Annotated in this window: 28 protein-coding genes; all 28 read right to left on the reverse strand. The window is 50.8% G+C overall.

The window, feature by feature from the left end; genetic code table 11:
* Positions 1-66: 66 nt before the first annotated feature.
* Positions 67-777: a 30S ribosomal protein S2 gene (gene rpsB, locus HP435_RS16750; RefSeq protein WP_063227604.1), complete on the reverse strand. Its 711-nt coding sequence runs from the start codon at positions 775-777 to the stop codon at positions 67-69.
* A 194-nt stretch (positions 778-971) separates the two neighbouring features.
* A complete protein-coding gene (locus HP435_RS16755) occupies positions 972-1,619 on the reverse strand; it encodes a DNA polymerase III subunit gamma/tau (protein ID WP_173598874.1) in 648 nt (215 codons plus the stop codon).
* A complete protein-coding gene (locus HP435_RS16760) occupies positions 1,612-2,133 on the reverse strand; it encodes a DUF6115 domain-containing protein (protein WP_173598875.1) in 522 nt (173 codons plus the stop codon). Before HP435_RS16760 ends, HP435_RS16755 begins: the two co-directional genes overlap by 8 nt.
* A gap of 41 nt (positions 2,134-2,174) precedes the next feature.
* Entirely contained in the window at positions 2,175-2,516 is a 342-nt protein-coding gene (locus HP435_RS16765; RefSeq protein ID WP_122965216.1) for a hypothetical protein, read from the reverse strand.
* 43 nt (positions 2,517-2,559) lie between these two features.
* Complete coding sequence (locus HP435_RS16770; protein WP_122965215.1) at positions 2,560-3,975, reverse strand: FapA family protein; 1,416 nt, start codon at positions 3,973-3,975, stop codon at positions 2,560-2,562.
* A gap of 36 nt (positions 3,976-4,011) precedes the next feature.
* Positions 4,012-4,800: a FliA/WhiG family RNA polymerase sigma factor gene (locus HP435_RS16775; protein ID WP_063227608.1), complete on the reverse strand. Its 789-nt coding sequence runs from the start codon at positions 4,798-4,800 to the stop codon at positions 4,012-4,014.
* Positions 4,801-4,816: 16 nt separating this feature from the next.
* On the reverse strand, positions 4,817-5,206 hold the full coding sequence (locus HP435_RS16780; RefSeq protein WP_122965214.1) for a hypothetical protein: 390 nt from the start codon (positions 5,204-5,206) through the stop codon (positions 4,817-4,819).
* Positions 5,207-5,208: 2 nt separating this feature from the next.
* The gene (locus HP435_RS16785) at positions 5,209-5,694 is read right to left on the reverse strand and encodes a chemotaxis protein CheD (RefSeq protein ID WP_063227610.1); all 486 of its coding nucleotides are present in this window, start codon (positions 5,692-5,694) and stop codon (positions 5,209-5,211) included.
* Entirely contained in the window at positions 5,681-6,307 is a 627-nt protein-coding gene (locus HP435_RS16790) for a chemotaxis protein CheC (protein WP_122965213.1), read from the reverse strand. The genes HP435_RS16785 and HP435_RS16790 overlap by 14 nt, the downstream gene beginning before the upstream one ends.
* A gap of 5 nt (positions 6,308-6,312) precedes the next feature.
* Positions 6,313-6,789 carry a chemotaxis protein CheW gene (locus HP435_RS16795; protein WP_063227612.1) on the reverse strand — a complete coding sequence of 159 codons (477 nt, stop codon included), beginning with the start codon at positions 6,787-6,789 and terminating at the stop codon, positions 6,313-6,315.
* Positions 6,790-6,805: 16 nt separating this feature from the next.
* The gene (locus tag HP435_RS16800; protein ID WP_122965212.1) at positions 6,806-8,848 is read right to left on the reverse strand and encodes a chemotaxis protein CheA; all 2,043 of its coding nucleotides are present in this window, start codon (positions 8,846-8,848) and stop codon (positions 6,806-6,808) included.
* A 20-nt stretch (positions 8,849-8,868) separates the two neighbouring features.
* Complete coding sequence (locus HP435_RS16805; protein ID WP_122965211.1) at positions 8,869-9,981, reverse strand: protein-glutamate methylesterase/protein-glutamine glutaminase; 1,113 nt, start codon at positions 9,979-9,981, stop codon at positions 8,869-8,871.
* A 31-nt stretch (positions 9,982-10,012) separates the two neighbouring features.
* Positions 10,013-10,879, reverse strand: coding sequence for a MinD/ParA family protein (locus tag HP435_RS16810; RefSeq protein WP_122965210.1), 867 nt, complete (start codon positions 10,877-10,879; stop codon positions 10,013-10,015).
* Between the two features lie 4 nt (positions 10,880-10,883).
* Positions 10,884-12,233 (reverse strand): flagellar biosynthesis GTPase FlhF, encoded by a 1,350-nt coding sequence (gene flhF, locus HP435_RS16815; protein ID WP_173598876.1) that lies wholly within the window; start codon positions 12,231-12,233, stop codon positions 10,884-10,886.
* Positions 12,230-14,272: a flagellar biosynthesis protein FlhA gene (flhA, locus tag HP435_RS16820; RefSeq protein ID WP_122965208.1), complete on the reverse strand. Its 2,043-nt coding sequence runs from the start codon at positions 14,270-14,272 to the stop codon at positions 12,230-12,232. Before flhA ends, flhF begins: the two co-directional genes overlap by 4 nt.
* A 19-nt stretch (positions 14,273-14,291) precedes the next feature.
* Positions 14,292-15,389, reverse strand: a complete 1,098-nt coding sequence (flhB, locus tag HP435_RS16825; protein ID WP_122965207.1) for a flagellar biosynthesis protein FlhB — start codon at positions 15,387-15,389, stop codon at positions 14,292-14,294.
* A complete protein-coding gene (gene fliR / locus HP435_RS16830; RefSeq protein ID WP_122965206.1) occupies positions 15,386-16,168 on the reverse strand; it encodes a flagellar biosynthetic protein FliR in 783 nt (260 codons plus the stop codon). Before fliR ends, flhB begins: the two co-directional genes overlap by 4 nt.
* A gap of 3 nt (positions 16,169-16,171) precedes the next feature.
* Positions 16,172-16,441, reverse strand: a complete 270-nt coding sequence (gene fliQ, locus HP435_RS16835) for a flagellar biosynthesis protein FliQ (RefSeq protein ID WP_063227620.1) — start codon at positions 16,439-16,441, stop codon at positions 16,172-16,174.
* A gap of 30 nt (positions 16,442-16,471) precedes the next feature.
* On the reverse strand, positions 16,472-17,233 hold the full coding sequence (fliP, locus tag HP435_RS16840) for a flagellar type III secretion system pore protein FliP (RefSeq protein ID WP_122965205.1): 762 nt from the start codon (positions 17,231-17,233) through the stop codon (positions 16,472-16,474).
* Positions 17,230-17,886 (reverse strand): flagellar biosynthetic protein FliO, encoded by a 657-nt coding sequence (locus tag HP435_RS16845; RefSeq protein WP_229049699.1) that lies wholly within the window; start codon positions 17,884-17,886, stop codon positions 17,230-17,232. The genes fliP and HP435_RS16845 overlap by 4 nt, the downstream gene beginning before the upstream one ends.
* A 23-nt stretch (positions 17,887-17,909) precedes the next feature.
* Positions 17,910-18,272 (reverse strand): response regulator, encoded by a 363-nt coding sequence (locus HP435_RS16850; protein WP_005834238.1) that lies wholly within the window; start codon positions 18,270-18,272, stop codon positions 17,910-17,912.
* Positions 18,273-18,310: 38 nt separating this feature from the next.
* The gene (gene fliY, locus HP435_RS16855; protein WP_173598877.1) at positions 18,311-19,654 is read right to left on the reverse strand and encodes a flagellar motor switch phosphatase FliY; all 1,344 of its coding nucleotides are present in this window, start codon (positions 19,652-19,654) and stop codon (positions 18,311-18,313) included.
* Positions 19,647-20,642, reverse strand: coding sequence for a flagellar motor switch protein FliM (gene fliM / locus HP435_RS16860; RefSeq protein ID WP_063227624.1), 996 nt, complete (start codon positions 20,640-20,642; stop codon positions 19,647-19,649). Before fliM ends, fliY begins: the two co-directional genes overlap by 8 nt.
* A 42-nt stretch (positions 20,643-20,684) precedes the next feature.
* Positions 20,685-21,140: a flagellar basal body-associated FliL family protein gene (locus HP435_RS16865; protein ID WP_122965202.1), complete on the reverse strand. Its 456-nt coding sequence runs from the start codon at positions 21,138-21,140 to the stop codon at positions 20,685-20,687.
* A 14-nt stretch (positions 21,141-21,154) separates the two neighbouring features.
* Positions 21,155-21,376, reverse strand: a complete 222-nt coding sequence (locus HP435_RS16870) for a flagellar FlbD family protein (protein ID WP_122965201.1) — start codon at positions 21,374-21,376, stop codon at positions 21,155-21,157.
* A gap of 70 nt (positions 21,377-21,446) precedes the next feature.
* Positions 21,447-22,265 carry a flagellar basal body rod protein FlgG gene (flgG, locus tag HP435_RS16875; RefSeq protein WP_122965200.1) on the reverse strand — a complete coding sequence of 273 codons (819 nt, stop codon included), beginning with the start codon at positions 22,263-22,265 and terminating at the stop codon, positions 21,447-21,449.
* A 98-nt stretch (positions 22,266-22,363) separates the two neighbouring features.
* Positions 22,364-22,759, reverse strand: coding sequence for a TIGR02530 family flagellar biosynthesis protein (locus HP435_RS16880; protein WP_063227628.1), 396 nt, complete (start codon positions 22,757-22,759; stop codon positions 22,364-22,366).
* A 24-nt stretch (positions 22,760-22,783) separates the two neighbouring features.
* On the reverse strand, positions 22,784-24,016 hold the full coding sequence (locus HP435_RS16885; protein WP_122965199.1) for a flagellar hook-length control protein FliK: 1,233 nt from the start codon (positions 24,014-24,016) through the stop codon (positions 22,784-22,786).
* Between the last annotated feature and the right edge of the window lie 58 nt (positions 24,017-24,074).

Below are 24,074 nucleotides of genomic sequence, written 5' to 3' on the forward strand. Positions count from 1 at the left end.
GCTTGCTAAGAAAAAAAGGGTGGCCGGGGGCTCTGACACCCTCAGTCCACCCTTTTACACACTTGCTTACGCAGTTGTTGTGGCTTGTTGCTCTGTGCCTTGGTTGCCTTCCAGCAGAGCGTCTGCCATTTTTGCAGTGAGCAGTTTAACAGCGCGAATTGCGTCGTCGTTACCTGGGATCACGTAGTCGATCTCATCTGGATCGCAGTTAGTATCTACGATAGCAACGATTGGGATACCCAATTTGCGAGCTTCTGCTACAGCGATGCGCTCTTTACGAGGATCGATGACAAACAGTGCGTCTGGCAATTTATCCATGTGAGCGATACCGCCGAGGAATTTCTCCAGGCGATCCATTTCTTTGCGCAGTACGATAACTTCTTTCTTAGGCAATACTGCGAAAGTGCCATCGTTTTCCATACGTTTCAGCTCAGCAAGGCGAGCAGTACGTTTTTTGATGGTAGTGAAGTTAGTCAAGGTACCACCCAACCAACGTTGGTTGATGAAGTAGTGACCTGTGCGCTCAGCTTCTTCTTTTACGGATTCTTGTGCTTGTTTCTTCGTACCAACGAAGAGCACTTTTCCGCCGTCTTGAGCGAGTTCACGCACGAAGTTGTACGCTTCCTCTACTTTTTTAACGGTTTTTTGCAGGTCGATAATGTAGATTCCGTTACGTTCGGTGAAGATATAGCGAGCCATTTTCGGGTTCCAACGGCGAGTTTGGTGACCGAAGTGTACACCAGCCTCGAGCAATTGTTTCATCGAAATTACTGCCATATTTCACACCTCCTTCAAAAATGGTTTTTGTGATGCCTACCTCCGCCTCACCGCATGTTCCAAGCAATTCTGCCAGTGGCAGCACCGTTGCCGGAATTGGTGGACGTGCGATTTCAACACCGTAAATGAATATATCATATGGGTCTTTCAATTGCAACAAACGAATCCCATTATTTTTGCAAAAAAATACCGCCCTATTTTTTCGGCGGCGTAGTAATCAGCTTGACGATCTCTTCCTCAGAAGCGGGCAGGGAAACCTGATACGTCCCTACGCGAATCCGATTCAGCTTGTCCATCGTACGCAGCTGGTCGACAAAATGATTGTTTGCAGGCAAAATACCTTCCTTGACGAGCGTAGCTGCAACACCCTCTGCCGTCGCCTTGTATGGCACGGTAAAGGAAGCGGTCTTTTTCACGACGGGAGTCTCGACCGCAGGTGCTTGTGGCGTCTCTGTCTGTGCCGGAGCTGCAACAGACTGTACCTTGCTCTCAGCGGCTGACGACGTCTCCTGGACGCTATTCACGCTTGGCGGTATCACTTCATTAACTCCAGGAGTTTGGGGCTTGGCAGCCGCAGGTGTCTTCGTCTGCTCGACGTTTGGTGCCGCCGGAGCTTTTGGCGCGTTTGGAGCAGGCTGCACGTTCACTTTCTTTTCTTCCTGCCACTGCTTGTATTCTTCAGGCGTAAGCACGACCATTTGCAGCTCGGTGGCAGCCTGCTTGATTTCAGCCTCGGTTAGCGCAGGACTGGGCGCCCCGCTTTTCGGAGCCATCAGCCCGAGAGCCGAAGCAGCCACGATCAAGCCCGCGCCGAATCCAAATAACAATTCGCGTTTACGCATCGGCAAAACCTCGCTCGTTTCTTTGCGCCAATGAGAAAATCAGGTCGATTTCTCCCCGGCCCGCCCCCAGCCGTTTCGCAATCTCGTCTGGAGCGAGCCCTTCCTTGCTTAGCTCAAAGACGCGCCGATAGCGTTCCCGCAAGGCAAGCATGTCGACTTGCTCCTCTACAGGCTCTGCGCTTTTGACTGGCGGATCCTCTACAGCAGCGGCGGTTTCGCGAACGACTACTCTTTCATCCAACTGTTGTTCCAGTTGCTCCACGCGCTTTTGCAAAAATTCGATTTCACGAAGCAAATCAGCCCTTGTTTCTTGCCATTCGGCAGAAAGAAGGGCGGTCTCCTGCTTGAACTGCTTGTTCAAGCGTTGCAGGTTTTTTTCAATATCTGCCTTGTCAGTTGATCGTGATGTCTGGATGGCGGCAGTATGATCAGCAGGCGACTTTCTTTGGATGAACAAAGCAAGCAGCATGGTGATGATTCCTGCGCCAATCAGGATGATGTACACTTGATCCATGTTGACCACCTTTACTTCTGGCTTGTCAATTTCTGTTCCTTTTATAAGGAAATATCAATGAAGCGTCCGCGCATCGGATCTCTCATGGAGACCGAGGAAGGGGCATTTTGGTCTTTTGCTGCGGCATTCTTCTGTCCTGCGGAAGAGCTGTCACCTGACTCATCATGCTCTCGCTGTTGCCCCTGCTCCCTATCGCGAATCTGATTTTTTTGCGTTTCATCAATATCCGTCGCACGATGGCGCATGTGCGCGTCCAGTTCTTTGCGCTGATCGATCATCGATTGCGTTTCATGCATGGACCGTTGCATCTGGTGCTCTTGGATTCGGCCGACTTCCAAGGTGCGTGGCAATGCCACCTGCAATTCCACTGCTTTCAAGCTCATGCAGCCCAGCCCCTTCCTCGCCTCTCGAAATCACATTCGGCTATTAGATGAGTGTTGCTGTACTGATCTCCCCATCGAGAACGATAAATCGCGTACGTGCATACTCGTGTTTGATAAAATGCACAAGCTTGCCGAATGTCATTTTGATCCCGGGGTACATGACGTGGTACGCTTCGACTGCCGCAGGGCCTTCCCCTTTCAGCTCGCTCTCCAAATCTTTTCTGCGCGCTTCCAGCTGCTTGCACTCTTTTTCGAGAACAAGCCGCGTGTTGGTCAGCTTGATTTGCATGATTCTTTTCTCGGTGGTAAGCTCCTTGCCTGTTTGCAAAATTTGATTGAGCACACCCAGGCCTTGATCCGTTTTGCGTAAATTTTCATACACATTTTGCAAATCTTTCTGGATGTTCGAAAGTTCCTGACGCAGTTCTGGCTTCACGCCTACTTCCAAGAGTGTAGGTGTAGCACTGGTGTTGCCGAAAACTCTCGCAGCAATTTTCTCTCCCGCTTGCAGGACGCCCCCGATGATAATTCCTTTCGGGCCTTTGCAAATAATTTGCTTCCCTGCACGCACATTGGAAAACATGATGCTTTGAGACACAATCACCTGATTGCCAGCGGTGACGTTCGCGTTTTGAATAAAGGATGTGCGAATGTCCTTGCCGGCAACAATCGCCCCTTTGTCTTGGGCAACAATGCCACTTTTGATCTCGATAGAGCCCTCCGCGTACAACTCGGCGCCTTCCACGCTTCCCAGTACACGGATGTCACCAGACGCCTTCACCCGAAAACCGTTTAGTACGTTCCCGCGAATGACCACCGTTCCCACAAAATCGATGTTGCCTACACCAAAATCGACATCCCCTTTTACTTCAAAGACGGGAAAAACATTCAGCTTGTCGTGGTCGGTAAAGGAAACCTGTCCATCAATAGCGGCGTAAAGCATCGTGCGCTCCTGATTGTGCACGACATTTTTGCCTGGCTTGAGGTTGATTTCCTTGCCTGCTTTGGGAGCGATGGGCTCTCCGGTAACTGCTGTCCCTGGAGTTCCAGAGCTAGCTGGAGTCTTGCGGGCCAAAAGCTGTCCTTTGGCGACATTCGGAATACTGGTTATGTTGTAATAATCGACGCGGCCGTCTTCCAGCTCTTTCGGCCCTTCATTGTCTGAAACAGTCGCCAAGTACGGGTACTCGATGATGGCGTCTGCGCCTGGGACTGGAGCCACTCCGCGTGCAATGGTAACCTTGGCATTGGCATACTTCGCCGGAAAAGTACATAGCCCCTGCACGACGTCTTCCAAAATGCCAGCCTTCACTTTTTGCTGTTGCAATGCGTTGTAAATATCCGATTCCACGACGACAATGTTGTCGATGTCTTCTTCATCTACGCGCAAAATGATATCTGCTTCTAATTTGTCTGCGGATAACTTGACCTCTAGTCTATAATTCCCGATCCCTTCCATACATTCTACCCCTCTCAAGCTTGGGTAAATTTCTGTTTACAGTAACTGCGACTTCCATCTTGACAATGCGGAACGAAGTCGGAAAAGCGCCTTTGAATGAAGCTGGGAAATGCGTGAAGGCGACAAGCTCATGATCTCAGCAATTTCCGACAGCGTCAGCTCCTCGAAATAAAACAGGGAGACGACGAGTCTTTCTTTTTCAGGAAGCTTGTCAATCACACCGACCAACACTTCTTTCAGGCTGCTGACTTCTGCTACCGATTCCGGGCGAGGAGTCAGCTCGTCCACGATGTAGGAATGTCTTGCGGTTTTTTGCTCGTCCTCTTCCCCTACTGCCTCGTCAATGGAGACCATGCTAGCCAAAGAGGTTTCCAAAAACACCTGCTGCAGATCTTTTTCGCTTATTCCGAGATATTCGGACACTTCCTGATCGGTTGGCATTCGCAGCATCTGCTGTTCCAAAGTGGTGTACGCTTCTTCGATTTTTTTGGCTTTGTCTCGAACGGTGCGAGGAATCCAGTCATTTTCGCGCAGGCCATCAATCATGGCTCCACGAATGCGCCACATGGCATACGTCTCGAATTGCAGTCCCCGCGTATGATCGAATTTGGCCAAAGCATCCAACAGCCCAAATCGTCCGTAGCTAATCAAGTCGTCCTTGTCCACATTCGCTGGCAAATTGATCGCCAGACGATTCGCCACTTTGTCCACCAGCGGCAAAAATTTAGTGATCAGGTCAACTTCCGCCTCGCGACTGCCCTCTTGCTTCCACATGACCCATTTATCGAACTCTTTTGCTTTTTCTTGACTGGTTAGCCGTGCCACGAATAGTCACCAACCTTTACTCATCTGTTAAGCGCCTAACGACCTCTGCAACGGTGGCTGGGTCCTCTGACGGATGGATCGTTTCCAGCTTGGTGAAGGACAGCGGAGAAAATGCTTCTGCTGCCGCTTGCTCTCCCGTTTGACCTGGCGGATTCGCCTCATCCCCGCCATCGGCCAGAGGAGCATTCAACTCCTCTTGGCCGCCTGCTTCTGCAGACTGGGCTGGTGTTTGCGTGACGAGCGCCAGCACAAAGCGAATCGGGAAAGCGGCAAGGAAGAATATCACCAGAGCAATGCCGGCTCGCTCCAAGGAGACCAACCAGACATTACTCGCAAGCGCCGTGCACAATGTAATGACAAAAGCGAGCAACCCCATGCCTGTATTTATCCAAATGGTTCCCAACATTCTTATACTTCCTTCACACCTTGATTTACCGTACGGATTTGAAGAACTCCATTTGTGGCATCCATCTCTATCGTCCGACCGCAGTTTCCCCCTGTATCTTCTGCCACGATTTTAATGTGTGCGTCCTTCAAAGCCTGCTTGCAAGCCTCGACGTTTCTCGGCCCAATCCGCATCGTATCACTGTTTCCCAAGAAAGCGAACATTTGTGCTCCACCCGCGATTTTGGCAACGATGTTTCGGGTTTGCGCCCCTGCCTTTTCCATCAGATTGATCAGATGGGGAATAGCTGTATCTGCGTACTTTCCAATCGTCAGTTCTCCGCTTTTGGCCAGCGAAGACTCTGGAAGCATAACATGTGCCATTCCTGCAATTTTATGGGTCTGGTCGTAGAGGACAACCCCTACGCAAGAACCTAGACCAGTAGTTCGTAATTTACTCGGCGGCTTTGCCACACCGAGGTCGGCCATACCTATCTTAATAATCTCCATCGAACGGAACCCCTAATGAACGAAATAGAATAGGAAGCGATTCAGGATCAGGTATAAGGAAAAAATTCCCTTTGACTTTCTCGTTGCCTTCAAAAAATGCTGTGTCAATCGTGAGGGCAAAGTCACCCGCTTGACCCAACGCTATCAGTCCGTAGCTAAGAATAGCTCCAGCCATATCCACAGCGAGTGCAGGCACGGAAGGCTGCAAATTAAGCTGTGTAAAATCCGCCAGCGAGGAGAGATAGGAACCTGTCAAAATATTGCCGATCTCGTGAAGCGCAGAAATCTCTAGCTCTTCCCATTCATAGACATCCTTGCTGATTCCCGTAATTTGTTCAAGCAGGTATCTCGCGGAATCCAGATCGAGAATGAAGAACATGTTTCCCGGACAATCGCCTTCCACACGAAAAAACACGGCAAGGACAACTGCTTCGGCTCCGCCGACACAATCTGCCACTTTGTCAAACGGGATGATGTTGACCTGGGGCACTTTCATGTCGATCTCTTTTTGCATCAGCTTGGAGAGCGCCGTTGCAGCATGTCCTGCACCGATATTCCCGATTTCCCGCAGCACGTCAAATTGGAAATCTCCAAACTTTGTGAAATAGGCCATCTTTCTTACCCCTCAATTGAGTCCAGCTGTTTAATTTCCTCTGTGCTCAATACTTTATCGAGATTCAACAAAATCAAAAGCCGCTTGTCCAGTTTTGCTACTCCTCGCAAGTAAGCCGCTTCCACGCCGCCTACAACCTCAGGCGGCGGCTCGATCGCGTTGACCGGAATATCGATAACGTCGTTGGCTGCATCGACGATCAGCCCGACTTCCAGCTCGCCTACCGCTACGATGATGATGCGCGTCGATTCGGAATAGAGGCTTTCTTCCAATCCGAAGCGATTGCGCAGGTCGATGATCGGCGTCACCACTCCACGCAGGTTGATTACGCCTTTGACAAATGGAGGCGTGCGTGGAACGCGAGTGATGTGCTCCAATTTTTCGATGGATTTCACCTGGTTGACTTCTACTCCGTACTCTTCATCTTTCAAACGGAACACAATCACTTTGACTTCGCTTACGATTTCTTTTTGATCGAGCATGTGACTGCCCCTCCCTCTACTTAATCAGTGCATTGCAATCAATGATGAGTGCGACCTGTCCGTCACCCAGGATCGTAGCGCCTGAGATCGCGAAGACGTTGACCATGTACTTGCCAAGCGATTTGAGGACGATCTCTTGTTGCCCGATGAAGGAGTCAACGACCAGTCCGGCCATCTTCTCGCCTTTGCGCACAATGACAACCGCCACTTCATCTTCTTTATCCGCTCCGTTGTCCGGCACTTGGAAAATGTCTTGCAACGAAACGAGTGGAACGACACGTCCCCGGAAGTCGATTACTTTTTGACGGTGGGCCATCATGATCTGATCTTTCTTGAACACGGCTGTTTCAATAATAGAGGAGAGCGGCACCGCATATTTCTCGTCTTTGACTTGTACGAGCATGGCGGAAATAATCGAGAGCGTCAGCGGCAACTGAATCAGGAAGGTCGTGCCTTGTCCGCGAACGGATTCAACACCTACGCTTCCGCCAAGCGATTCGATTTTCGATTTGACGACATCCAGACCGACACCGCGGCCAGAAATATCCGAAACCACTTCAGCGGTACTGAAGCCTGCTGCGAACAGCAGTTCATGAATCTGCTTGTCCGACATGCTGTCAGCGTTCGCCGGATTGACGATGCCGCGCTCAAGCGCTTTTTTCAGCACCTTTTCCTTGTTGATGCCTGCGCCGTCGTCTTTGACTTCGATAAAGACGTGGTTGCCGCTGTGGAACGCACGCAGTACGATAGTTCCTTCCTCCGGCTTCCCTGCTTTTTTCCGATCGGCAGGCGATTCGATTCCGTGGTCGAGCGAGTTGCGCAGCAAGTGGTTGAGCGGGTCGCCGATTTCATCGATAACGGTGCGATCCAGCTCGGTTTCCGCCCCGATGATTTCCAGATTCACTTTTTTATGTAGATCTTTTTGCAAATCGCGAATCATACGCGGGAAGCGGTTAAACACTTGCTCGACCGGAACCATGCGCATGGTCAGAATGATGTTTTGCAAATCGCCGCTGATGCGACTCATATGCTCCACAGTCTCTTGCAGCTCGCTTTTTCCGATCTCGCGTGCAAGCTGTTCCAGACGACCACGATCGATGACCAGCTCACTGAACAGGTTCATCAAAATGTCCAGGCGATCAATGTCGACGCGAATTGTTTTTCCGCCAGCCGTCGCTTTCTTCGCAGCAGCTGTCTGGGCGTTGTCTGCCGGCTTTTTCTCTACAGGCGCGGCAACTTCTGTGACTACCGGAGCAGGTGGCGCTTCACTTTTCAATTGAATCGGTTCAATGACAACATCCTGGATTTCCGAAATGTTGAGAATCGTGCTGCGCACTTTTTCGACCGACTGCATGGTGACGTAGGCGATCTCAAAAGACTGCTCGAAACGCTCGTTCTCGATATCCTCTACCGATGGCTTCGTCTTGATCACTTCACCCATGGATTCGAGCTGGTCGAACACCATGTAGGAGCGCGCCGCTTTCAGCAGGCAGTTCTCATTGAGCGTCACCGTGATCCACATCAGGTTGTTGCCCAGCTCCTTGGACTGCTTGAGCACCATCAGAGCGTAATCGTCCAGCTCGTGATCCTCGGCTGGCGTTCCTTCCTCTTCGGCAGCTTCCACTGCTTCTGCCTCGGCTACCGCTGTCGCCGCCGCTACTTCCTGGTCAGCCGTATAGTCGCCAGCCACAATCGCTCTCAGTTTTTTCACCGGAGCGGATACGTCAGCGGAACCATCTCCGCCCTCCGTAATGTCGATTACCATGCTCTCAATCAAATCCACGCTATGAAAGATCACATCCATAATGTCACTGGTAATCGTCAGTTTTTGGTTGCGGATCAGATCGAGCACATTTTCCGCTTCGTGCGTCAGGCTGGCCATGTCTTCAAAACCCATGGTCGCCGACATTCCCTTCAACGTGTGCGCCGAACGAAAAATCTCCTTCACGTGCCCAATGTTTCCCGGATCACTTTCCAGCAGCAACAAGTTGGCGTTGATTGCTTGCAGGTGTTCTTTTGATTCCTCAATAAACATGTCCAAATACTGATTCATATCCATCGGTGATCCACCTCCCAAAATCAGTGCAAGAGCTTGCACAACAGCTCTGGAATTTTTTCTAATGGGGCCACATGATCTGCCAGTCCTGCCTGGATCGCCGCTCGTGGCATCCCGAATACGACACAACTCGACTCGTCTTCGATAATACTGGTAACAGGTCCAAACTCCTTCATTTGCTTCAGACCTTTGGTCCCATCATTTCCCATGCCTGTCATGATAATTGCCCATTTGTCTACATTTGTCAATCGACTCACAGATTCAAAAAGGACATCTACGGAAGGACGATGGCCTCCTCGTGGCTCTTGCTGGTGCAATAGCGCTTGCAGCTTTCCACTCACCTGCTGTACCTCAAAGTGATATCCGCCCGGTGCAATATAGGCCGTGCCCGGCTCCAGCCATTCCCCGTCGGTTACCTCTGTCACCCGAATCTGGCACAGAGAGTCGAGCCTTTGCGCCAGCGACTTCGTAAACCCGGCCGGCATGTGCTGGACAATCGCGATCGGTGCAGGGAACCCGGCCGGAATTGCCGTCAGCACATTTTGCAGCGCTTTCGGTCCGCCTGTCGATGTTCCCAGCACGACCAACCTTGCTTTCCCGTTGTTTTGGATGCGAGGCAAAGCATTGATCACCGGCTGCGCAGGGCGCAACGGAGCGGGGGCAGGAATTGGACTTTGGCGCGTTGGTTCCGGCGCGGCAGGTCGACTCGGTCTGAGCGTCCTGCGCATGCGGCCTTTTACAGCAGCTGCCGCTTTGACTCTTTCGATCAGCCGATCCGCCACTTTGTGGATATCGAGTGAGATCGGTCCGGAAGGTTTGGTAATAAAGTCAAATGCTCCAAGCTCCAGAGCCTGAATCGTCGCCTCAGCTCCCTCGCGTGTCAGGCTGCTCAGCATGACCACTGGAACCGGACAGTCAACCATGAGCTTTTCCAACGCTTCCAAGCCGTTCATCACCGGCATCTCGATGTCCAGGGTGAGGACATCCGGACTGAGTTGCTTGCATTTCTCCACGCATTCGAGTCCGTTCTTTGCTCGATCAATCACTTCAATTTCAGGATCACCTGATAAAATGTCGCTAATAACTTTACGCATGAATGCAGAATCATCTGTGACCAGAACTCGAATTTTGCTCAATCGAATGTCACTCCCTTCCTACCTATGTGTCTCAACGTATGAAGTGTTTCAGCCTCGCAAGAAAGCCTTTCAGTCCATTTGTTTTCGCATCCTGTCCGGTCGGGCTGTCCAAGTATCGGTCAACCAGGTTCCGAATGCTCTTTGCGGCTTGCGATTGCGGATATGTAAGTAGAAAAGGACGCTGCTGCTTGACAGCTTTTGATACGTGCGGGTCGTCTGAAACATATCCGAGCGACTGGATGTCCATATCCAGAAAACGTTTGGCTACCATCGCAAGCTTGTCCGCTGTCATTCTGCCTTCTCTTTCCGAGGAAGCCCGGTTAATGACCAGACGAATCACAATCGCAGGGTTTCGCGCGTGAAGCATCTTAATGACGGCATAGGCATCCGTAATCGCTGGCGGTTCTGGCGTCGTCACCAGAATGACTTCGTCAGACGAGAGCATGAAGCGCAACGATTCTTTGGAAAAGCCTGCTCCCGTATCAAAGATGATCGTATCCGCATAGCCCTGCAACGGCTCAAGCCTAGTAAACAGGCGATCCAGCTTGGCTTCGTCCAGCTGCATGATCTGAGTGAAGCCCGAACCTCCGGCAATAAATTCCAGTCCGCCTGGCCCATGCTCGATGATCTCCCACACATCCGTGTCCGGCTCAAGCAAGTGAAACAAGTGCTTTTTCGGGGTAATCCCCATCAATACATCGAGGTTGGCAAGCCCGAGATCGACGTCGAACAATACGGCTTTATGGCCCCGTTCGAGCAATCCAAGTCCAAAATTCAAACTGAAATTGGATTTGCCGACCCCGCCTTTTCCACTCGTTACGGTCACCAGCCGCGTCGTTTTTTCTTTCGCACCTGACTGCTGCATGCGCATCCGAAGTTGTTCTGCTTGGTCTCTCATCCAGTCAATCTCCCATAATCATCGTTGCTACCAGCTCTGGTGTAGCCACTACGATATCATCTGGGACGTTTTGTCCCGTCGTGAAGTAGGAGAGTGCAAGCTTGCTCTCGTGACAAATGTTCAAAACGGAACCGTAGCTGTTTGTCTCATCTGCCTTGGTAAAAATGACTTGCTTGTCAGGCACCTCTGCAAAGTTTTCCACGATCGTCTTCATATCGTTGTACTTCGAGCTGAGGCTCAGCACGAGGTAATTCATGCTGTTCTTCCCATGCTCCACCAGTTCCCGGATGCCTTGCACGTACTCATCGTTGCGGAAGTTACGGCCTGCGGTGTCGACAAAAATCAGGTCGCAGTCGCTTAAACGCTCCATGGCCGGAACCATTTCCTTCGGGGAAAACACCACTTCGAGCGGCACATTCAAGATGTTCGCGTACGTCTTCAGTTGTTCCACCGCAGCCATCCGGTACGTGTCCGCGGTGATAAAGCCGATTTTGCGCTTTTCCTTCAACATGCTGCTCGCTGCCAGTTTGGCGATCGTCGTTGTTTTGCCAACGCCTGTAGGGCCAAAAAAGAAAGCGTACTGCACATCCCTGCTAATCCCTGATGTTTTTGGCGCATACGAGGCAACGATGGAAGAAATGATGCTTCGCGCCTCGCCGAAAGCCGTCTCCTGATCCCACGTTTCCTCAAGCTTCTTCGCTTCCAGCAGCTTGCGGATGATTTCCGCGGTAACCTCTTCCCCTACTTCCTGGCTCACCAGTCGGCTGCGCACTTCTTGAACAGCAGGCGGGAGCTGTTGGCTCAGGTCATTGACCAAAAGCTTTTGGAACATTTGCCGCATATCGCGCACTTCATTGGCAAGGGCGTCATTTGCCGCTTTGTTTCCGGCAGCACCTGTTGATTCCGGTGATACATGGGGCACTTGCGCCGGAATTTCCGCCTGTTGCACCGATGACTGTTCTCTCGCTTCCGTTCGAGGAGCTACCATCGGTGGAGCTGCTTTCGAAGCAGCTTCTGCTCTTTGCTCATTGGGCAAAGTCGCGGTCTTCTCGGCAGGCTCCTTCGCCAGATTCGCCTTCCGGTAAGCCTGTTGAGCCGTGTAGGTGCCGGCCTGTCCTTTAGAGGAGAAAACGTCCTTCGACCGATGTTCATCCGCGACCAAGGTGTTCCCGCGCTCGGGCACCTTTTCATCGACGGCAGCGATCACTTCGATTTTTTGTTTGCCAAACATACCGAACAATCCGCCCGTCTTGATCGATTTGGAGTTCAGGATGACTGCGTCTATCCCCAGATCGAGTCTGATTTTTTCCATCGCTTCTGGCATCGAATCGACAATGTAACGTTTTACTCTCACGAAATGTTCACCATCCCTACGCTTTGCACTTCAACATGTGGCTCAAGCTCGCTGTATGACAATACAGGAACGTCGGGCATCATTCGATCAACCAGCTGACGCAGATACATGCGGATCGCCGGAGAACAAAGGAGAATCGGCTGTTGACCGGAGTTGATCATTTTGCTCACTTCTGCCGACATACCCTGGAAGATTCGTTGCGATGTATCAGGGTCCATCGCCAGATAACTTCCTTGCTCCGACTGCTCCACCCGCTCGGAGATTGCTTTTTCCAGACCAGCGCCTGCTGTCACTACCCGCAAAGGCTGCCCTGGCTCTGTAAACTGTAACGTAATCTGCCTGGACATCGCCTGTCTCACGTACTCGGTGAGCACATCCGGGTCTTTGGTAAACAAGGCATGATCCGCCAAAGCTTCGAGAATGACTTGAAGATTGCGTACGGACACTTTCTCCCGCAAAAGCTTCTGGAGCACCTTCTGCACATCGCCAATCGACAGCAGTCCCGGAATGAGCTCGTCCACCAAAACCGGCGCCACTTCTCGAACGTTGTCGATAAGCGCTCGCGTTTCTTGGCGGCCAAGCAGCTCATGCGCATGGCGCTTGACGATTTCGGTAAGGTGTGTCGCCACCACAGACGGCGGATCGACTACCGTGTAGCCAGAAAGCTCTGCAATCTCCTTATTTTCTTCTGTTACCCATAATGCGGGCAATCCAAACGCAGGTTCTACTGTTTCGATCCCGACAATGGAATCATCTTCTATTCCCGGACTCATGGCAAGGTAGTGATCGAGCAAAATTTCCCCTTTTGCCACCTGGTTGCCCTTGATCTTGATCATGTATTCATTAGGCCGCAACTGAATGTTGTCGCGAATGCGGATGACGGGAACGACAATCCCCATCTCCAACGCAATCTGCCTGCGGATCATGATCACGCGATCCAGCAAGTCTCCCCCCTGTTTCACATCTGCCAGCGGAATCAGACCGTAGCCGAACTCGAACTCGATCGGGTCGACTTGCAACAGGTTGACCACGCTTTCCGGGCTGCGCACTTCTTCGATTTGTTGCTCCTCCACCTTGTCCGCCGATTCCTGAATCTCGATTTTTTGCTTTTTGTCCATGCGCCATGCGGCAAATCCCATAATCCCCGACACGGGCAAAACTGGCAGAAGACCGATTGGCGTGAAAAGGCCGAGCAAGAGCATGCAGCCTCCCACGATGTACAACAGACGCGGGAAGGAGAACATTTGCCGAGCGATGTCCTCTCCCAGACCTTCTCCGGAAGTGGAGCGAGTGACAATAATACCTGCAGCAGTCGAGATAAGCAAGGCAGGAATCTGGCTGACCAGCGCGTCCCCGACCGACATGGTAGTGAAACGGGAAGCGGATTCCTGGAAGCTGAAGCCATGCACGAGCATCCCGATAATAAAGCCGCCGATGATGTTTACAATAAAAATGATAATTCCCGCGATTGCATCCCCTTTTACGAATTTACTCGCACCATCCATGGCCCCGTAAAAGTCTGCTTCGTTTTCGATCTTTTTTCTCCGCACTCGCGCTTCTGCTTCCGTAATCATCCCGGCATTCAAATCTGCGTCGATACTCATTTGCTTACCTGGCATCGCATCCAGCGTAAAACGTGCAGCTACCTCTGCGACACGCTCTGAACCTTTTGTAATGACGATGAACTGAATGATGATCAGAATCAGAAACACGACAAATCCGACGACCTGGTTGCCTCCGACAACAAAGCTTCCGAAGGTTTCAATGACTTGCCCGCCTTCCCCGTGCGACAAGATGTTCCGTGTAGTGGATACGTTCAGGGCGAGACGAAACAACGTCGTAATCAGCAGAACTGTCGGAAAGATGGAAAACTCCAGTGTTTCTTTTGTGTACATCGACACAAGCAAGATCGTCAACGCAAGGGAGATGTTCAATATCAGCAACAGATCAAGCAGCCCAGAAGGGAGTGGGATTACCATCATGACAACAATGCTTATTACAAATAAAATCGTACCTACTTCCTTGATTCGAAATCCCACTGTTCATCCTCCTTCCTCGTTATTTCACTTTCCCTTGCAGCTTGTAGACGTACGCGAGAACTTCCGCGACCGCTTTAAACATCTCTTCGGGAATTTGTTGTCCAATTTCAACTTGACTATAGAGAGCCCGGGCCAGGGGCTTGTTTTCCATCGTAACAATCCGGTGCTTCTTGGCCACTTCTCTGATTTTCAGCGCCATGTAATCCTGGCCTTTGGCCAATACAGTAGGCGCGCTCATTGCACTGGCATCGTAGCGGATTGCGACGGCAAAGTGGGTCGGGTTCGTGATGATCACGTCTGCCTTGGGCAGTTCCTGCATCATCCGGCGAAGCGCCATGCTCCTTTGCCTTTCACGAATTTTCCCTTTGATTAACGGGTCCCCTTCCGCCTGCTTGTGCTCGTCTTTAAGATCCTGTTTGGACATCCGCAAATTCTTTTCATGTTCATATTTCTGGTAGGCGTAATCCATAATCGCCAGGATGAACAGCAGCAAACCGATGTAAATCCCGAGCTTGGCTACTTCGTTTGCCGTAAACGACAGGACGCTCCCCAGTGAGAGCAAAGAAAGCTGGGTTACTTGTTCCTTTGAATTCCACAAAATAACATAGGCGACGTACATACAAGCACTGATTTTTAACAGCGACTTCAGAAGCTCAACGACTGATCGCATGGAAAAAATGCGTTTGGCTCCTTTGATCGGGTCCAACTTCTCCAGTTTCATCTGGAGCGGCTCTGTACTGATCATCCATCCCACCTGCATGTAGTTGACAGCAAAGGCAAGCAAAAAAGACAGCCCCAGGACAGGTCCCACAATTTTTATCGCCTCGAAGGTCATTGTCATGACGATCACTTTGAGATTCTCTTCGTTCAACTGCCAGCTCGTGAAAGTAATCAGCGCTTCACGCATGAGGTTCTGAAACGTACCGAGCATGGATGAACCGAGCATCATCAGCAAAAAAAAGAATCCTGTTAGCGCGATGGAGGGCGACAGATCCTGGCTTTTGGCCACCTGCCCCTTTTTTCGTGCATCTTCTTTTTTCTTGGGAGTCGCCTTCTCCGTTTTTTCTCCGCTAAAAAATTGCAGGTCTACGGGTAAAAGGAACCTCTTCTGCGTCATGGTGATCCTCCGAGCGATTTCATCATTTCCGCGAGTGCCCGGAACATGTGGTCGAACAATCCGCTTAGCGTCAATAAAAAGGCGGGCATGACGACAATCAGGAGCAGGAAGCCTGCAAGCAGTTTGATGGGCAATCCGACAACAAAGATATTAAACTGCGGGACGGATTTGGCGATAATACCAAGAGAGAGGTCTACGAGAAACAGTGCGACCACGATGGGTGCCGCCATCATAAAGGCGCTCAGAAACATGTTCTGAAACACTTTTACCGCCGTCATCATCACAGCCTCGCTGCCAAAAGCAGCCCACATCTTATCAACCGGGATTACCTGATAGCTGCTCATGATGCCGCGCAGCAGCATGTGATGTCCGTTGATACTGAAAAAATACAAGACAGCGAGCATGTTTTTGAAGTTACCCGTAATCGGGACATACGCGCCTGTTTTCGGGTCGATCACGTTTGCCATGGCCAGACCCATCTGCATGTCCATCAGTCCTCCGGCAACTTGGATGGCGATGAACATCAACTCACAAATGTAACCGAGTATGACGCCAATCAGCGCTTCCTTCATCACATACAGCACAAACGTCAGGTCCAGAGGAATTTGTCCTTGTACAGGCAACGTTTGAAAGCTGATCAGGGCAACGATGAATGCCAAGCCAATTTTAAAGTGGGCTGGCACACCCTTGATCGAGAAAAAGGGAGCTGCGACGAAAAAGGCACTCATCCTGACAAACACGAGCAAGAAAACGGGCAAATATACGAGATAAAGATTCATAAGCTATCCGACAAAACGATGAAGGTTGCCAAAAATCCCCATCGTAAAATCAAGCATGACGCGCAGCATCCACGGTCCCACTGCCAAGATGGTAATGAACACGGCAACAATTTTAGGGATGAATGCAAGGGTCTGCTCCTGGATTTGTGTCGTTGCCTGAAAAACACTGACCATCAATCCGACCAGCAAGGCAATCCCGAGTGCGGGTGCGGATATCAGCAGGATGGTATAAACAGCGTTTTGGGCAATTTGCATTAATAATTCCTGTGTCATGTCTACCCTCCTGGTCCCTTCGGAATGCCGCTAAAAACTGGTCAAGAGCGACTTCACAACTAAATACCAGCCGTCCACCATAATGAATAGCAAAATTTTGAACGGCAATGAAATCATGACGGGCGGCAGCATCATCATCCCCATCCCCATCAAAATACTGGATATGATCATGTCGATCACGAGGAATGGAATGAAGATCATAAACCCGATCTGAAAAGCTGTCTTCAATTCACTGATCGCATAAGCAGGTACGAGAGCAGTCAGCGGAATATCTTGAATCGTCTTCGGTCTCTCCGCTTTGGTAAATTCCAAAAACAGCGCCAAATCTTTCTCGCGTGTTTGCTTGGCCATAAATTCTTTAAAAGGAATGACAGCCGCGTTGAATGCCTGTTCCTGTGTCAGCTTGCCCTGCATAAACGGTTGTACAGCCGTTTCGTTCACCTTCCCGAAGGTCGGTGCCATGATGAAAAACGTCAGGAACAGCGCGAGTGCCACCAGTACCTGGTTGGGCGGCATTTGCTGTGTCGCCAAGGCATTTCGCACAAAAGACAAGACAATGACGATTCGGGTAAAGCTTGTCATCAAGAGCAATATAGCTGGCGCAACAGAGAGCACCGTCAAAATTAGCAAAATCTGGATCGCTGAAGATGTCTCCTGTGGTGTCCCATTGCCGCCGCCAATTTGCAAATCAATGCTCGGAATAAGCGGTGATCCCGCTGGCGCAGCAAGCGCTATCTCTGGTACCAGGAGCATCACAGCGACAAGCACGAGCACCTGCAAAAAATGTTTCATTTTCGGTCCCCTCTGTCGGAAGCTTCCTCTTTGTCCCACGATTCGGAGTGGAGTGGCCGTTTTTTCACGTTGTCCCATTGGCCTTTCAGCAGGTCTTGAAACGTTTTTCCATCCACATCGGATGAGAACAGCAACTCTTCGTCAGCCTGCTTTTTTTTGCCAAAGGGCAGCCAGCTTAGCGAAAGCGGATTTTTTATGGGCCCGATCTCGGCATCAGACAAGATCAGATCCACTTCTTCACCCGGTTCGATTCGTCTAAGCAACTGGACGTTATCACCCACACCTACAATGTACAAGGACTCTCCGATCATGACGACTTGCAGCGTCTTCCCGTTGCCGAGAGCGGCTGCGCTGATGATCTTGATCGGCCCTTGACTTTGTCCGACTTGACGCCGTCCGAGGAAACGGAGCAGGAAAAAGATCAGAACAGCGATAAAGCCTAGTGAAAAAACGACTTGAACCAGATAGCCGATCATACTTCCTGTTCCGCTGCCCGGAATGGCCGCCGGCTGTTCGCCGCCGGCGGGCGCATTGCTCTGTTCTGTGTTCTTCTGGTTGTACGCATCGGCAACAGTACCTTCCGCATGGACGGCAATGGGCAGGGCTAAGACAGACAGCAACAGGATCAGACAGAAGACCCAGGATAGTCTCATCCCTGCATTCCGGATCTTCATCATTAGCTCAAAGTCTTTTTGATCGCTTCCAATACGCGATCCGCTTGGAATGGCTTCACGATGAAGTCTTTTGCCCCCGCCTGAATGGCGTCAATAACCATTGCCTGTTGTCCCATCGCAGAGCACATGATCACACGTGCGTTTGGATCGAGTTTTTTGATTTCCTTCAGAGCGGAAATTCCGTCCATTTCCGGCATGGTAATATCCATCGTAACCAAATCCGGACCCAATTCTTTGTATTTTTCTACTGCTTGTGCGCCATCACTAGCTTCCCCTACGACGCTGTATCCGTTTTTGGACAAAATCTCCTTGATCATCATACGCATGAATGCTGCATCATCAACGATTAATACTTTGTTCGACATGGATAGATCCTCCCCAATACTTGACTCTTGATTTGTTTTTATTGCAATTTTTGAACACGATCAAACTGGCTGATGATATCTGTTACGCGAACCCCGAAATTCTCGTCGATAACGACAACCTCGCCCCTGGCAATCAGCTTGTTGTTTACCAAGATATCCACGTGTTCACCTGCCAGCTTGTCCAACTGTATGATGGAACCAGCAGACAAGTCAAGAATTTCTCTGATCAGCTTCTTGGTCCGTCCCAATTCAACGGTTACTTGCAGCGGAATGTCATGCAAAAGGTTCAAGTTTTGATTGTCTCCTGCATACATAGGCGTTGTTCCAAGCGGCGCAAACTGTGCAGGAACGACGTTTGCCTGGTTAACCGCAGGACTGCCAAAATGCTGAGGCGGTGGCGGTGCCATTGGCGGTTGCTGATAAGCACCTGGATACGGCGCATAGCCCGGTGGCATCGCATACTGCGCATAAGGATCTGGATACATCGGTTGGCCTGGGTATGCAGGCGGTTGTTGCTGCACCTGTGGCGGTTGCTGCACAGGAGGCGGCGCTACAGGCGGTACGTGGCTCTGTACAGGCTCCTGATGCACAGGTTGGGCTGGTGGAGCCGACTGGGTAATTGCCGGTATAGAAGGCATTTCTGTCTCCGCTACAAGCGCTGCTGCTGCTTCGCCTTCTGATCCGCCAACCAGTCGATCGATCATCTTCTTCGCGAACGAAAGCGGCAAAAGCTGCATGATATTGGAGTCAATCAATTCTCCCTGTTCCCCGACCTTCAGACGGAAGGAGACTTTGACCAACGGACTGTCATCGTCCGAGAAGCTGTCTCCGCCCTTGCCTTGGGCCAAATCCATGACGTCGATGCCTGGAGGCGTAATATTGATGAACTGGTTAAAAATCGTCGACATGGACGTCGCCGCAGAACCCATCATCTGATTCATCGCTTCCTGTACCGCACTGATGTGCAGCTCGGACATTTCTGTATTGGCAGGTCTGCCGTCGCCGCCCATCATCAAGTCTGCGATGACAGCCGCATCTTCCATCCGAATAACAAGCAGGTTAATCCCTTTGAAACCGTCGGTGTACTCAACGTGGACCGCTACATGGGGAATCGGAAACTCACTTTCCAATTCATCCACATTGACAACGGAAACCGTCGGCGTGGTGATATCTACTTTTTGGCTTAACAAAGTCGATAACGCAGTCGCTGCACTACCGAAGGAGATATTTCCGATTTCGCCAAGCGCATCCTGTTCAAATGGGGAAAGAAAATCGGCCACATCCTGACTCTCCATGGGTCCTGCTTCCTCTTCGTCCTCAACCAAGTTGTTCGCGCGAAGCAGCGCGTCAATCTCGTCTTGAGAAAGCATATCTCTACTCATTTTGTTCCTCCCCCTCCTCTATGACTTCATCAATCTGCACAGCCATTCTGCCTTTGAGTGTCCCTGGTTGTCCCAGGAATTTCAGCTGATCGCCAATCTTGATTTTCAGCTTGGTATCAAGCGACTGATCCAATTGAATGACGTCTCCTTTTTGCAGTTGCAAGAAATCGCCGACTGTAATTGTAGCGGTTCCCATTTCTGCAATAATCGGCAGTTTGGCAACCTTGACTCGCTCTTCGACCCGCAGGCGCTCATCCTCATCCCGCGTCTTTTTCTGCTTGGAGAACCAGTATTGCCCGGAGAGCTTGGTCATGATTGGCTCCAGTACAACGTGAGGCAGACAGAGGTTGATCATTCCTGTCGTATCTCCAATTTTGGTACTGAACGAGATTACGACGACAATCTCGTTTGGCGAGACAATCTGCATGAACTGGGGATTCATCTCCAGTCCTTCCTGGTACGGATCAAGCTCAATAATTTGCTTCCATGCCTCGTGGAAAGTATCCAGCGCTTTGCCGAATACTCGCTCCATCACCGTTGTTTCAATTTCCGTAAGTGCACCCATTTTTTCCGGGATTGCACCCTGGCCACCAAGAAGCCGATCCAGCATGGTATAGGCGATGTTTGGATTGACTTCCAAGACCATTCGTCCTTCCAAAGGTGGAGCTTCGAAGATGTTCAAGATGGTCATCTTGGGAATGGAGCGGATAAATTCGTCATACGGCAATTGATCGACGGAGGCAACCGTAATTTGCACGAAGGTACGGAGCTGAGCTGAAAAATAAGTAGTCAACAGCCTCGCATAGTTCTCGTGGATTCGCGTCAAGCCACGGATCTGATCTTTGGAGAACCGCAACGCGCGTTTGAAATCATACACTTTGACTTTGCGCTCAGTCTCTTCTTTTTTCAGCTCGTTGGCATCCATCTCGCCAGATGATAGAGCGGCCAACAACGCATCAATCTCACTTTGTGAGAGAACCTCGGCCATATGTCGTCACCTCCTTGCTATGTATCCGTGTGATCGCTTCCTTTATGACAAGACGCGCTTGGTCGTCACAACTTGCACGATCTTGCCCTCTTGCATCAGGGAGCTGATTTCATTCATAATTTTTGCTTCCAGCTTGTTTACGCCTTCTGTTCCTTTTATGTCTTCTGGCGTCAGGCCAGCCAACGTTTTGATAATGACCTGATTGACCTGGGGCAAACGTTGCTCCAGCTCCGCTTTCGCATCCGAGCTGTCCGCTGTGATGCTGAAGCGCACGATCATGTAGTTGTTCGTCAGCAGATTGGTCGTAATTTCGCCTGTGTCAACGGAGTACTCTTTCATTTCCTTCGCGGACAAAGGCTTCATTTCTGTTTGTTCCGTGCTGGCCGTCTGAGCGGCCGGAGAGAGGTATGTTTGCCAAAGGACAAACGAGATTACTCCCAGTAGCGAAATCGCGATGATGATAATTAGAGCCATGTTAAACAAACGATTTTGAAACATCGCAATGCCTCCCGCTATTCATTTAAGTCGTCCGGCAGCTTGGGTGCAGTCGCTATCGGATGAGCATTTTGATAAAAAGCCTGAACACGTTCAGCGATCGATTCGATAGAATCCTTCACGATGTACTTCCTGTCGTTGAACAACGTAATCACAGTGTCTGGTGTCGCTTCAACAGTTTCAATGTGAGTAATGTTCAGATAAAAAGCAGTGCCGTTAAAACGGGTCAGTTTGATCATCGTGTGCTCCTCCTGGGATCAAGCAGGGGAAGGAGTCAATCGCTTCCCCTCCCTAACCCACTGCAAGAAGTTATCGTTTCAGGTTCACCAATTCTTCGAGAACGGAATCGGAAGTGGTAATGATCCGCGAGTTGGCCTGGAAGCCGCGCTGCGCGACGATCATTTCCGTAAACTCTTCGGAAAGGTCAACGTTGGACATTTCCAGTTGTCCGGCAATGACGCTCACTTTTGCTGTACCTGGGGTAACAGGTGTCATTGGATCTTCATCACGCGCTCCCGCGTTCACTGTGTTCTCATACAGGGAGTTGCCGACCTTTTTCAAACCGCCTGGGTTGTTGAAGGTCATGACACCGACCGTATTGTCGGAAGCGAGCGTTCCGGCTTCATCTACGGTAGTGATTACGCCGTCCTTGCCGATCGAGTAAGAGACAATCCCGTCAGCCTGGTTGATTTGAATCGGAGCAGCGTCCGAGTTCAACAGCTTGAGTCCTTGCGGGTTTACCAGGAACCCTTGGGAATCGCGGGTGAAGTTACCAGCGCGTGTATAGTAGATCGTTGCGCCATCATCCGGAGTCACCATGAAGAAGGCGTCACCCTCGATGGAAAGGTCCGTTGGCAAGTTGGTCGTCATCGGGCTTCCCGCAGAAAACACGGTATCAATCGATGCAATCGATGAACCAAGACCGATTTGAGTCGGGTTGGTACCACCTTTTCCTCCGTCAGTAGGAGCACCGGCGCCTTGCACGTTTTGGCTCAAAATGTCTTGGAACATCACGCGGCCCTTTTTGAAGCCCACTGTGTTTACGTTCGCAATGTTGTTACCAATGACATCGAGCTTTGTTTGAAAGCCACGCATACCTGAGATACCTGAATACATGGAACGAAGCATGATCTGTTTCCTCCTCTGCTTTCTCGCTTGTCTAGATTACCTCTGTCGTTCGGTAACCATCAGGCTTCCTCCTGGGAGGTCCAGCCCGTACAGGCCATTTATACGAAGATGGCGCTGTCTATGTTTGTAAATACGTTGTCTTTCATGCTGCCATCGTCCACAGCGGTAATGATCTTCCGATTTACGATACTCACGACATAAGCCACGTTATCCATGATGATAAGAGATTCTCTGGCGCCTTTGGAGGCTGCCTTTTGAACCGCTGACTCCAAACGCTCCATCTGCTGTCCGCCAAGGGCAATTCCACGCTGCTGCAAGCGGCTAATAGCGTGCTGACTGAACGATAGTGGCTGTGTCTTGGCAGTTGGCGATGTCGCTTCCGTCAAATACTGTTGAAACGATTTGCCAGTCCCCTGAGCTGTTTGGGCAGCCGTTTTGGTGACGTGATTCGTTTTCGGAGGGAAATAGGGCTGCGCGACACGAAATTGGTTCATGCTGCTTCCTCCTTCATTCCAATCCTAGACGAGATCGTTCACTCCGCGGGCCGATTCCCGCAGGCGATTCCAGAGCGACTCGCTCGTTTCACTGCTGTCTACGAGTGCGTCCAGAGCAAACTCTTGCTCTTCCTCTTTCTGTTGCTGCTGGTTTTCTCGTTGTTGTCCAGCTTGCTCACGCTGCTGCTGGAAGTTGAATGCGGTGTCCTGCTGCTGGTTGACTTCCAGTCGATCCACCTGCAAGCCTTGCTGCGTCAATGCCATCCGCAATTGCGGAAGCTGATTGTCGAGCAAATCTTTGCCTGCCTGCGTTTCAGCGTGGAACTGAGCAGTGATCACGCCATTGTGCGACGTAATTGTCACGTCTACCTGTCCAAGTGATTGCGGGTTCAAGATCAGCTTAGCTTCATGCACACCGTTTTGCCCGCCGAGTTGCAACTTCGAGACAAACAGCTGTGTGAGCTGCTGCGGCAATTGGTTCGCATTCACATGATGCGGCTGTGCTTGTGACTGTTGGAAGGAAGCGTTTTGCGTTTGCGTCGTTTGCTGGGCGACAACCGGGTTTTGGTTGGCCATCGTCAAGCCGCCGTCTTCCTGATTTCCTTCTTGGTTCAACAGGCTGCCGGAAAGTGCAGGTTGAACCGTTTGCGTGGCTACTCCCGCCTCCAGCTTGTAGGCAGCCAAGCCCTGATTCATTCGCAAAGGCGAAATTGTCTTGAACCCTTCTTGCTGCGAAGCATTCAGAACGGGAACCGCTTCGGAACGCAGTTGCAAAACCCCGTTCTTTTGCTTGCTTTCATTGCCTTTCTGGTTCTTCAGGGACTCGAGAAGTGCGGCCAGCTTGTTCAGTTCCTCGGAAGAAGTCTCGCTTTGCGAAAGCTTGGACAAAAGCTGTTTCAGATCCATTCCGGACTGTGCCTGAAGTTCCTGGCTAAGCCCGGACGCTTTTCCCAAAAGCTGTTCAACGGCTGCTGCTTTCTCTTCTACTTGTCCATTCAATTCTTGATTGCCTTGTTGACTGGCGGCAAGCAGTTGAGCGATCAGCGCCATCAGTTCATCCAGCAATTTCTGGTCGTCTTCTGACAAGCCTTCTGGAGCCGCAACGGCGCCTTTGGAATCGAGCATCGCTTCAAAAGATTGCAGCATTTGCAACGAAAACAGTTGTCCCAAGCCAGCTTCTCCATTGCCCGCAGTACCAGTGGCAGATGTTACACTACCAGCCGAGCCTACCGGCGGAGTCAGATTGGCTACATTCATCTCGTCACCTCCTTATGGTTGATTTGTTGCTTATTTTAACGATAACGAGAAGCGAAGC

This window comes from Brevibacillus sp. HD3.3A (assembly GCF_013284375.2).
Taxonomy (GTDB): domain Bacteria; phylum Bacillota; class Bacilli; order Brevibacillales; family Brevibacillaceae; genus Brevibacillus; species Brevibacillus parabrevis.

What these genes read in the sequence shown, in the direction of transcription:
- flgG (WP_122965200.1), bottom strand. Translation starts at nt 22,265, where the DNA reads ATGCTTCGTTCCATGTATTCAGGTATCTCAGGTATGCGTGGCTTTCAA.
- flhB (WP_122965207.1), bottom strand. Translation starts at nt 15,389, where the DNA reads ATGACGCAGAAGAGGTTCCTTTTACCCGTAGACCTGCAATTTTTTAGC.
- HP435_RS16865 (WP_122965202.1), bottom strand. Translation starts at nt 21,140, where the DNA reads ATGTTTCAAAATCGTTTGTTTAACATGGCTCTAATTATCATCATCGCG.
- HP435_RS16885 (WP_122965199.1), bottom strand. Translation starts at nt 24,016, where the DNA reads ATGAATGTAGCCAATCTGACTCCGCCGGTAGGCTCGGCTGGTAGTGTA.
- fliM (WP_063227624.1), bottom strand. Translation starts at nt 20,642, where the DNA reads ATGGCCGAGGTTCTCTCACAAAGTGAGATTGATGCGTTGTTGGCCGCT.
- HP435_RS16870 (WP_122965201.1), bottom strand. Translation starts at nt 21,376, where the DNA reads ATGATCAAACTGACCCGTTTTAACGGCACTGCTTTTTATCTGAACATT.
- HP435_RS16880 (WP_063227628.1), bottom strand. Translation starts at nt 22,759, where the DNA reads ATGAACCAATTTCGTGTCGCGCAGCCCTATTTCCCTCCGAAAACGAAT.
- HP435_RS16765 (WP_122965216.1), bottom strand. Translation starts at nt 2,516, where the DNA reads ATGAGCTTGAAAGCAGTGGAATTGCAGGTGGCATTGCCACGCACCTTG.
- HP435_RS16770 (WP_122965215.1), bottom strand. Translation starts at nt 3,975, where the DNA reads ATGGAAGGGATCGGGAATTATAGACTAGAGGTCAAGTTATCCGCAGAC.
- HP435_RS16780 (WP_122965214.1), bottom strand. Translation starts at nt 5,206, where the DNA reads ATGTTGGGAACCATTTGGATAAATACAGGCATGGGGTTGCTCGCTTTT.
- fliP (WP_122965205.1), bottom strand. Translation starts at nt 17,233, where the DNA reads ATGAAACATTTTTTGCAGGTGCTCGTGCTTGTCGCTGTGATGCTCCTG.
- HP435_RS16800 (WP_122965212.1), bottom strand. Translation starts at nt 8,848, where the DNA reads ATGGATATGAATCAGTATTTGGACATGTTTATTGAGGAATCAAAAGAA.
- HP435_RS16760 (WP_173598875.1), bottom strand. Translation starts at nt 2,133, where the DNA reads ATGGATCAAGTGTACATCATCCTGATTGGCGCAGGAATCATCACCATG.
- HP435_RS16795 (WP_063227612.1), bottom strand. Translation starts at nt 6,789, where the DNA reads ATGCTCGATCAAAAAGAAATCGTAAGCGAAGTCAAAGTGATTGTGTTC.
- HP435_RS16790 (WP_122965213.1), bottom strand. Translation starts at nt 6,307, where the DNA reads ATGGCCTATTTCACAAAGTTTGGAGATTTCCAATTTGACGTGCTGCGG.
- fliR (WP_122965206.1), bottom strand. Translation starts at nt 16,168, where the DNA reads ATGAATCTTTATCTCGTATATTTGCCCGTTTTCTTGCTCGTGTTTGTC.
- HP435_RS16785 (WP_063227610.1), bottom strand. Translation starts at nt 5,694, where the DNA reads ATGGAGATTATTAAGATAGGTATGGCCGACCTCGGTGTGGCAAAGCCG.
- fliY (WP_173598877.1), bottom strand. Translation starts at nt 19,654, where the DNA reads ATGAGTAGAGATATGCTTTCTCAAGACGAGATTGACGCGCTGCTTCGC.
- HP435_RS16845 (WP_229049699.1), bottom strand. Translation starts at nt 17,886, where the DNA reads ATGAGACTATCCTGGGTCTTCTGTCTGATCCTGTTGCTGTCTGTCTTA.
- rpsB (WP_063227604.1), bottom strand. Translation starts at nt 777, where the DNA reads ATGGCAGTAATTTCGATGAAACAATTGCTCGAGGCTGGTGTACACTTC.
- HP435_RS16810 (WP_122965210.1), bottom strand. Translation starts at nt 10,879, where the DNA reads ATGAGAGACCAAGCAGAACAACTTCGGATGCGCATGCAGCAGTCAGGT.
- fliQ (WP_063227620.1), bottom strand. Translation starts at nt 16,441, where the DNA reads ATGACACAGGAATTATTAATGCAAATTGCCCAAAACGCTGTTTATACC.
- HP435_RS16755 (WP_173598874.1), bottom strand. Translation starts at nt 1,619, where the DNA reads ATGCGTAAACGCGAATTGTTATTTGGATTCGGCGCGGGCTTGATCGTG.
- HP435_RS16850 (WP_005834238.1), bottom strand. Translation starts at nt 18,272, where the DNA reads ATGTCGAACAAAGTATTAATCGTTGATGATGCAGCATTCATGCGTATG.